Origin of the sequence: Stutzerimonas stutzeri (genome assembly GCF_024448935.1) — a bacterium.
Classification (GTDB): domain Bacteria; phylum Pseudomonadota; class Gammaproteobacteria; order Pseudomonadales; family Pseudomonadaceae; genus Stutzerimonas; species Stutzerimonas stutzeri_AO.
In genome coordinates, this window is record NZ_JAMOIE010000134.1 from 1 (window position 1) to 9,129 (window position 9,129).

Sequence of the window (9,129 nt, forward strand, 5' to 3'; positions counted from 1 at the left end):
CGCCCTATCTCCAGTGATTGATAGGTTCGGTATCGCCTGAAGAAATCCTAACAGCCCTGAATATGGTTTTCTTGCGGCGTACGCATGGATGAAAACGGCAAGCTGATGGCATTAGGAATTTAACAGAGCCCAGCCGTGATCCAGTACCCGCGCCTCACTGCACTCACATGCCGCTTTGCCTTGCCAGGCCTCATTGCACTTTCTGGATGCGGCCTGCCTATCTCACATGCGGCCGCTGCTTCAGCCTCCGAACAGACCAACCTGGACGTGATGATTCGCCAGTTGAATGCTTTGGAGGACACCGCACGTCGTAGCGCTCAAGTGGCCGACGAACCCGGCAAGCGTTACTTCTTCGATTACCAGCGCTTAGCCGCCGATATCGCTCGCATTCGCCACGGCCTGGAGGGCTACCTGACCCCAAGTCGCGCCCAGCCTCGAGACCCTGTTGAGCTTTCGGGCCAATACACGACAGAAGGACGCAAGCCATGAGCATGAGCGGCGCTCAGGCCTCAGCTTTTCAAGCCGCTGGTGGATTCCCAGCCTCGTCTAGCTACTTATTTTTCGTCGGCATTGCCGTGGCCATCATCTTTTTGTGGGGGGCCTGGGCGCTCTGGAGCTGCTATCGAGGATGGGCCACCGGAAACCTTGACCGCACGGTGGCTTCGACGTCGGTCGTTCGCATCCTGTTGCTTTGCATGATCCTCACCACGTTTGTTCTCAGTTGACTCTATCGGAGATTCACCATGCCTTTGCTCTCACAAACACGCCGCGTGCTGATCGGCATCCTTGCTCTTCCCCAGTTGGCGATGGCAGCACTGCCTCAGTCTCAGCCTCCCACACGCGGCGAAGGCTCCAACCTGATACAAACCATGCAGAACTACGCCTTTGACGGCTTTTCTCTACTCGGCCTCATCATCTGCGCCGTCATTTTCTGCGGGGTAGCCTGGCACGCCTTTGGCACTTACCACGAGATTCAGCACGGCAAAAAGAAATGGAGTGAGCTAGGCGCAACGGCCGCCGTCGGTGTCGGCATCCTAGGTATCGCCATTTTCCTGGTTACCAAGGCTACGAACATTCTCTAAAGAGCCTAGGCCATGACAGAACTCTCAGACGACGGGACCCTGGTTTTCCTACCAGTGCGACTGAACAATCAGCCAGTGATCATGGGCGGCCTCACCGCCGATGAGATGTGGGCCACCTTGGCGATCAGTGCCGGCACAGGGCTGGTTGTTGGCGTTTTGGCAGCGATCCTGACCCAGATTTGGGCGTTGATCATCGCCACTGCCATGCTCTTTGCGGTTCTCGGTCTGACGCTTGCCAGCCGTTTCTTACGGCGCTGGAAACGCGGCCGACCTGACACCTGGCTATATCGCCAGATGCAACTGAACGTCGCACGTTTTTTCCCGACCTGGAACAAAGCCCAACTGATCACACGCACGGGTGCGTGGACCTGCCATCGGGAGGGTACATGACCTACCGTAAGAAAGTGGATGCACAACTGGCCCACATCAACAGCCTTCGCCTGGTCATTGGTCTGCTGATTGCACTAGGTCTGTACATGGCCTATGGCTGGCAGAGCGCACCGCGTGACTTGACCATCCATGTACCGCCAGACCTTCGTTCGGGTAGTACGCGCCAGTGGTGGGATATTCCACCAGAGTCGGTCTATGCCTTTGGACTCTATATTTTTCAGCAGATGAACCGCTGGCCCGTTGACGGTGAAACTGACTACGAAGACAACATCATCCGCTTGAGTGGCTACCTGACACCCAGCTGCAAGGCCTACTTGCAGAAAGACTTCGAACTGCGGCGCAACAGTGGGGAGTTACGCAAACGCGAACGAGGGGTCTTTGAGATTCCAGGCAGAGGCATTGACGATAAGTCAGAACAACATATTGAGCAGCACAGCATCAACGACTGGACCGTCAACCTGGATATTACTGCCGATGAGCATTACGGCGGAGAGCGCGTGAAGCGCGCATTTGCTCGTTATCCGCTGCGGATTATTCGATCCGACGTCGATCCAGAAAAGAACCCTTTCGGCCTGGCCTGGGACTGCTACAGCAGCAACCCACAGCGCATCGAAGTCTCTGCTGAATCGACTAGGTCAGGAGGCAAGTGATGATACGCCGCCGGCTGATTATCGGCCTACTGACCCTCCACTTCTGCGGGCTGTCCAACGCCGTTGAAATCCTACGCTGGGACCGCATTCCGCTGGCACTGCCTTTGATCATCGGTCAGGAGCGCATAGTCTTTGTCGATCAAAACGTTCGAGTGGGTCTGCCTCGTAATCTGGTCGATAAGCTGCGTGTACAGAGCACCGGCGGCGCACTCTACCTGTTGGCTAAGGAGCCAATCGAACCGACCCGCTTGCAACTGCAAAATATGAACTCCGGCGAGATTATGCTGGTGGATATCATCGCAACCGTGGGGAAGCCTAATCAGGCCGCGCCCGAGCCCGTGAAAATTGTTGCCGGGGAAAACCCGGCGACCCGTTACGGGCAGGTCAGCTCCAAACCCACGGGCAGCCGTGCTGCGGCTCCCACGGTGCAAACCAGCGTGCAAAGCGCAGATGAAGATCCGCCGAAGCCCCGGCGTGAAACCCCACTGCCGGTGGTCATGACGCGCTATGCCGCTCAGATGCTGTATGCGCCGCTGCGCACCGTTGAACCCGTGGATGGGATTGCGCAAGTCAATCTCAAGCGAGGTCTGGACCTCACTACCCTACTGCCAACATTGCCGGTCGGAAGCTCTGCATTAGGCTCGTGGCGGTTAGATGAGTATTGGGTCACGGCGGTGAAGCTACGTAACACCAGCTCCCAACATCTGACCTTGGATCCTCGGGACCTGATGGGTGATTTTGTCACCGCGACGTTCCAGCATCCCTACCTGGGAGCCAAGGGCGATGCCAGCGACACCACAACGGTCTACCTGGTGACCCGTGGTCATGGCCTAGCGGAATCATTGTTGCCGGTAGCCGTCAGCCAGATCGATCCGAAGGGAGGCCGTCGTGAAGAATAATCCGCTGATTAAATTCCTGGTCATCCCGTTCGCGATCCTGGCGATATTCGTGGTGGTTAAATTGTTCAGTCGCGGCAGTGCCGAACAACAGGCTCAGGCGCCAGAAACGGTCGTGCTAAGTTCGGGTGAGGCCAAAAAGCTGGGCGTTGACGGTGATACGCCCGGCGACACGTTGCGCACCATTGTCGTAGAAAGCCGACAGCTCAAGGACCAAGTCTCCAATGCGCTGAAAAACAACGATGAGTTGAAACAACAGAACATTGAGCTGCAAAGACGCTTACAGTCGATCAACGACAACGTCGACAGCAAGCTGCAGAACGTGCAGCAAACCTTGAAACAGGAGTCACAACAGCAAAGCCAAACCATCCTGGACACGCTGCAGCAGCAATACAACACCCTGAGCAACAAAAGCGGAGGCGTCAGTTCATCTGGAGCGGACTTGCCGATCGGCTTTGGCGTTCAGCCAGGTGATGGTCAAGGATTTCAAGGGGCGCCTGGACTGGACGTTGTTTGGATTGAGCCGCAGGACGCGACTCCGGTCGATATCAACGGAAAACCCATCGCTGCGGGATCAAATCAAACAGCCAGTGGCTTCAACTTTCCGACCTCCTTTGGCGAGTCCGTAGACCGGGGTCAAAATGCACTACGCACCGGAGCCCAAAACGTGGCGAATGATTTTGCGCCGCAGGAGGCTCGTAAACAGGTGCGCAAGGTTTACACGCTCCCGCAGAACTCGACCTTAATGGGGTCAGTAGCCATGTCCGCACTGATCGGCCGGGTGCCCATTGACGGTACTGTCAACGACCCTTACCCGTTCAAGGTGCTGATCGGCCCGGACAATCTCACGGCTAACGGTATCGACTTGCCTGACGTCGCCGGCGCCGTGGCCAGCGGAACGGCTTCTGGCGACTGGACCCTCTCTTGCGTACGCGGGCAGATCAAAAGCCTGACCTTTGTCTTCAACGACGGCACTGTGCGTACCCTGCCGCAGCCGCAAGAAGAAACAAACGGCAACCAGAATGCTAATAACCAGAACAACGGAAACCAAACCACCATTCAGGGTGGCCTGGGCTGGATCAGCGATGCCTATGGTATTCCCTGCATCAGTGGTGATCGTAAAAGCAACGCCTCGCAGTACATCGGCTCTCAGGTGCTGATTACCGCTGCCGGCGCCGGTGCTGCCTCTCTAATCAAGTCAGATAAAAACAGCGGATCCTTCCTAAACCCGCAGTCCGGAACAATCGGTTCTGTCGGCGGCTCAGGCAGTGATGCCATGGGGAAAATCATCGGCCAGGGCGTCAATGACGTTTCCAGTTGGGTAAACAAACTTTACGGGCAGGCCTTCGCTGCGGTGTACGTACAACCCGGTGCCAAGGTGGCCGTGCACCTGGACCAACAGCTGACCATCGATTACGAACTCAATGGCCGCAAGGTCAATTACCGCTCAGGAGCTCGGCATGCCTCGACTGAACTTGACTGACCACGGCTTGAAATTAACTGCATACCTGGCCATCGCGTCTTTCATCATGCTCGCCTCAGGTTGCTCCACCAGCAAGGACGAGCTGCTCCCTCATGGCGGTAGCACGATGATGGACGTTTGGGATCAAGGTGCCAGTGGCTCAAGCAATAGCACGAGCAGCCGCCAATTGCTCGATGCCCGCCAAGACCTTCGTCGGCCTCTGCAACCCCATCAGGCGGGAGCCCTGGACGACAACGCCCGGTTCACGCGCACGGATCAAAACGAGATTTACAGCCAGTTTAAGCGTCTGCCCAATCCGGACCTGGTGATGTATGTCTTTCCTCACTTAGCGGGCTCAGACCCTGCACCGATTCCGGGATACACCACCGTCTTTCCCCTTTATCAACGCGTGCAGTACGCCATGCCTGGTGAACGCACGGAGGCATATTGATGGGCTTTTTTGAACGATTCAAAGCACGACGTGCATCAGAGCGTGTGGAGCCCGGTGTCTTATCAGGTGCGACGGAATCTGATGACGTGCAGACGTCGGCAACCGAGACGTTCGAGGCCGCGACTGAACGTTATTACGAACGCTTAGCCGCCATGGGTATTCCTTCTCCGAGCGATTGGCGTAACCCAAAACAAAAGCCGGCAACGACTGCCGACGCTGCCCGCATGTACCACGTCAACCCTTCCTTCGTGGACCTTCTGCCTTGGGTGGACTACCTCCCCGAGGAGAAAGCCATGCTGCTGGAAGACGGCGTGTCTCGCGCTGCGTTCTTCGAGTTGACGCCGATTGGTACGGAAGGTCGAGATCCTGAGTGGTTGCGCAAAGCCCGGGATGCCCTTGAAAACGCAGTACAGGACTCGTTTGACGAACTGGAAACCTCCCCGTGGGTCGTGCAGTTGTACGCTCAGGATGAAACCAATTGGGATAATTACCTGCAGCAATTGCACGATTACATACAGCCCCGTGCACAGGGCAGCGCCTTCACCGAACTTTATTTGCAGTTAATGAAGCAGCACCTGGAAGCTATTTCTAAGCCAGGCGGGCTGTTTGAAGACACCAAGGTCAGCCAGTTGCCTTGGAGGGGCCAGCAACGGCGCGTTCGCATTGTTGTGTACCGACGCACCCAGGGCGCACAAGCGGACGTGCGCGGCCAAGCGCCTGGCCCTTATCTGAAAATCATCTGCGACCGCTTGGTAGGTGGGCTGGCGAACGCCGGCATTAAAACCCACCGCATGGATGGCCACGCTATTCGCAACTGGTTGATTCATTGGTTCAACCCACGTCCAGACCACTTAGGACCTGCAGATGCGGACATTCGCCGCTTCTATGAGCTGGTCTGCAAACAGGTGCCGTCCTCTGAAGAAGATGAGCTGCCGCTCGCCAGCGGCTCTGACTTCTCGCAAAATCTATTTTACCGTGAACCGCTGTCGGACACCGAGAAAGGTCTGTGGTACTTCGACGGTCTCCCCCACCGAGTGGTCATGTTAGACCGTCTACGGGAAGCCCCTAAGACGGGACATCTAACCGGCGAAACTCGCAAGGGTGGTGATGCACTCAATGCGTTGTTCGACAAAATGCCAGAGGACACCATTCTCTGCATCACACTGGTGATTACGCCGCAGGACATTCTTGAAGGGCATCTGGAACAGTTATCGCGTAAAGCGGTAGGCGACACACAAGCATCGATTCTGACCCGTGAAGACGTCGCCACGGCTCGACAGTTGCTCGGCCGTAAGCACAAGTTGTACCGAGGTAGCGTAGCGTTTTACTTGCGAGGGAAAGACGACGCGCAGTTACAGGAGCGCAGCCTACAACTGAGCAGTGCACTTCTAGGCGCCGGCATGGAACCGGTGGAACCTCGCGATGAGGTTGCCCCCTTAAACTCGTACCTCAGATGGTTGCCCGGCAACTTTGATCCCAACGAGCGCAAGGCCCTGGAGTGGTACGCGCAACTGATGTTCGCTCAACACATTGCGAACCTGGCCCCCGTCTGGGGACGGTCGACCGGAACCGGACACCCAGGTATCACCCTGTTTAACCGTGGGGGAGCGCCAATAACCTTTGATCCACTGAACAAGCTGGACCGTCAAATGAACGCGCATCTGTTCATTTTCGGCCCGACCGGTTCAGGTAAGTCGGCCAGCGCGACCAGTATTCTCTGCCAGCTGGTTGCGGTCTACCGCCCACGCCTTTTTATCGTCGAGGCAGGCAACAGCTTCGGCTTGCTCGGTGATTTTGCCAAGAAGTTAGGCTTGACTGTTAACCGGGTTCGACTCGCCCCCGGCTCGGGCGTCAGCCTGGCGCCCTTCGCTGATGCTGTGAAACTCATTGAACCCAACCAGAACGTCAAGGTTTTAAAAGCTGACGATCTTGAGGCCTCGGACGAACACCTGACCAGCCAGACCGAAGATGAACAGCGCGACATCCTGGGGGAAATGGAAATTACGGCGAGGCTGATGATCACCGGTGGTGAAGATAAAGAAGATGCCCGTCTTACACGAGCCGACCGTAGTGCCATCCGGCAATGCATTCTCAATGCTGCGAAAAAATGTCTGGCACAGCAACGTATCGTTCTGCCCGAAGACATCCGTGAAGCGCTGCGGGAGATGGGGCTAGAACCCGGTATCCCGGCCGCTCGAAGCGCCCGCTTCCTGGAGATGGCGGAAGCCTTGTCCATGTTCTGTATGGGCACCGAGGGTGACATGTTCAACCGCCCTGGTACGCCGTGGCCCGAAGCGGACATTACCATTGTGGACCTGGCCACCTATGCGCGAGAAGGCTACAGCGCCCAGATGGCTATTTCATATATCTCGCTGCTCAACACCGTCAACAACATTGCCGAGCGAGACCAGTTCAAGGGGCGCCCCCTGGTGTTCTTCACTGACGAAGGGCACATCCAACTGAAAGTGCCGTTGCTGTCCCCCTACTCCGTCAAGATCACCAAAATGTGGCGAAAGCTGGGAGCCTGGTTCTGGATGGCCACGCAGAACGTTGACGATGTGCCGCCAGAGGCCTCGGCCCTCCTCAACATGATCGAATGGTGGATGTGCTTGAACATGCCGCCGGACGAGGTAGAAAAGATCGCACGCTTTCGTGAACTGACCCCGGCGCAGAAGTCGATGATGCTGTCTGCGCGCAAAGAAAGCGGCAAATTCACCGAAGGCGTAGTGCTGTCCAAAAGCATGGAGATGTTGTTCCGGGCAGTACCGCCCAGTTTGTACCTGGCCCTGGCCATGACAGAGCCAGAGGAGAAAAAACAACGCTTCGACATCATGCAAGCCAAAGGCTGCAACGAGCTCGATGCCGCTATTGAAGTCGCTGCAACGCTAGACCGCTATCGCGGTATCGAACCACACATCATCACTTTTCCCGAGCAAGTTACGGCCTTGGAGCGCCAAGCATGAGAGCATTGAATTCCCTGACCCAGAACCTGATTGAAAGCCTGACCCAGTTGCTTGAACAGCCGGGTGAGGATGCCCTACACACCCTGGAGGTGTGTGCCCCCGTATTGATCGAGCAACTGCAACAGGTCTTGGTGCGTGCGGTGGATCGCCGTGACATCGAGTCCCAACTTCAAGCGGTGCTAGCCAACTGGCTTCGGCAGCACCCACAACCCGAGAGCGCTGAAACGGCGCTTCTTGAGGCCCTGCGTAAACAAGCGCTTCTCTCATCGAAGTCAGCTGAGGCTCGGGCGTGACGCGCCTTCGCAAGCGATGGGTGATGTTGGGGTGTCTTTTGGCAGGCATGTCGGTGGCCTGCTTTGCTCTCACTCGAGGCGAGGTACAAACTCCACAACACACAAGCCCTTGGCTGTACGGCCCGCCTGATGCTCGCTGGACTGTGACTGAATTTGCTGACCTTGAATGTCCCTATTGCAAGACGTATACCCCGGTATTGAAGGCCTGGGTGCAGCAGCAGAAGGATGTAAACCTGCAGTGGCACCACCTACCGCTGGATTTTCACGGTGCGACCGCTGTACACGAAGCCAAGCTCGCCGAATGCGCAGGAAAGCTCGGTGGCGCACCGGCCTTCTGGCAAGCCATCGACCAGGTCTTTGAGCAAACCCGCAGCAACGGTCAGGGTTTCACTGGTCAACTGGACGTCAATGGCGTTAATCACCAAGAGCTGGTGGCTTGTACAGCAAGCGACAAACAGGTCGCCCTGCATATTAGCCAACAAACAGAAGAAGCCGTCAAAACTGGAATCACCGCAACTCCCACCCTGCTGATTAGAGACAATACAACAGGCAGGTCCATAAAACTTGAAGGCCCTGCAGACGGCGTACTGTTGCTGTCTGCCATTGACTGGCTGGCTCAGAAATAGCTGTTTCCCCCGATAAGGAGCGGAAGGGTCAGGATCATAGTTGACATACATGTAAACTGTGGCATTATTTACCGACTACTCAGCCCCGTACGCAGCGATTCAGTTCGCTGGCTGTTGGGGTGAAGAAACCGGCCTAGTGCCGGTTTTTTCGTTTCTAAGGACTGAAAATCTTGCGTACAGCGTGCTTTGTTGACGGTTACAACCTTTTTTATGGCCTACTCGCAGGCACACAGTACAAATGGCTCGATCTTCCGTCATTGCTTGCGCACATTTTGCGCGTCGAGCATCCTGAAAATACTGGGGTTTGGGGAGCAAC

General features: G+C 56.4%; 11 protein-coding genes and 1 pseudogene. All 12 read left to right on the plus strand.

All coding sequences use genetic code 11. The features are described from left to right. The first annotated feature begins 180 nt into the window (after positions 1-180). Complete coding sequence (locus tag NA637_RS23070; RefSeq protein WP_186353020.1) at positions 181-489, plus strand: RAQPRD family integrative conjugative element protein; 309 nt, start codon at positions 181-183, stop codon at positions 487-489. Continuing rightward, entirely contained in the window at positions 486-725 is a 240-nt protein-coding gene (locus NA637_RS23075) for a TIGR03758 family integrating conjugative element protein (protein WP_169897769.1), read from the plus strand. Before NA637_RS23070 ends, NA637_RS23075 begins: the two co-directional genes overlap by 4 nt. 18 nt (positions 726-743) lie before the next feature. Beyond that, positions 744-1,082, plus strand: a complete 339-nt coding sequence (locus tag NA637_RS23080) for a TIGR03745 family integrating conjugative element membrane protein (protein WP_169897770.1) — start codon at positions 744-746, stop codon at positions 1,080-1,082. 12 nt (positions 1,083-1,094) lie between these two features. Then, positions 1,095-1,472: a TIGR03750 family conjugal transfer protein gene (locus tag NA637_RS23085; protein ID WP_169897771.1), complete on the plus strand. Its 378-nt coding sequence runs from the start codon at positions 1,095-1,097 to the stop codon at positions 1,470-1,472. Further along, a complete protein-coding gene (locus NA637_RS23090; RefSeq protein WP_169897772.1) occupies positions 1,469-2,122 on the plus strand; it encodes a PFL_4703 family integrating conjugative element protein in 654 nt (217 codons plus the stop codon). Before NA637_RS23085 ends, NA637_RS23090 begins: the two co-directional genes overlap by 4 nt. Then, positions 2,122-3,021 (plus strand): TIGR03749 family integrating conjugative element protein, encoded by a 900-nt coding sequence (locus tag NA637_RS23095; RefSeq protein ID WP_169897773.1) that lies wholly within the window; start codon positions 2,122-2,124, stop codon positions 3,019-3,021. The genes NA637_RS23090 and NA637_RS23095 overlap by 1 nt, the downstream gene beginning before the upstream one ends. Then, positions 3,011-4,501, plus strand: coding sequence for a TIGR03752 family integrating conjugative element protein (locus NA637_RS23100; protein WP_169897774.1), 1,491 nt, complete (start codon positions 3,011-3,013; stop codon positions 4,499-4,501). The genes NA637_RS23095 and NA637_RS23100 overlap by 11 nt, the downstream gene beginning before the upstream one ends. Beyond that, positions 4,479-4,931, plus strand: a complete 453-nt coding sequence (locus tag NA637_RS23105) for a TIGR03751 family conjugal transfer lipoprotein (RefSeq protein WP_169897775.1) — start codon at positions 4,479-4,481, stop codon at positions 4,929-4,931. The genes NA637_RS23100 and NA637_RS23105 overlap by 23 nt, the downstream gene beginning before the upstream one ends. Beyond that, the gene (locus tag NA637_RS23110; protein ID WP_169897792.1) at positions 4,931-7,894 is read left to right on the plus strand and encodes a conjugative transfer ATPase; all 2,964 of its coding nucleotides are present in this window, start codon (positions 4,931-4,933) and stop codon (positions 7,892-7,894) included. The genes NA637_RS23105 and NA637_RS23110 overlap by 1 nt, the downstream gene beginning before the upstream one ends. Beyond that, positions 7,891-8,187 carry a hypothetical protein gene (locus NA637_RS23115; protein WP_169897776.1) on the plus strand — a complete coding sequence of 99 codons (297 nt, stop codon included), beginning with the start codon at positions 7,891-7,893 and terminating at the stop codon, positions 8,185-8,187. The genes NA637_RS23110 and NA637_RS23115 overlap by 4 nt, the downstream gene beginning before the upstream one ends. 47 nt (positions 8,188-8,234) lie before the next feature. After that, positions 8,235-8,813, plus strand: coding sequence for a DsbA family protein (locus NA637_RS23120; protein WP_256074862.1), 579 nt, complete (start codon positions 8,235-8,237; stop codon positions 8,811-8,813). A gap of 170 nt (positions 8,814-8,983) precedes the next feature. Beyond that, a pseudogene (locus tag NA637_RS23125) lies at positions 8,984-9,129 on the plus strand (NYN domain-containing protein); the annotation flags it as partial.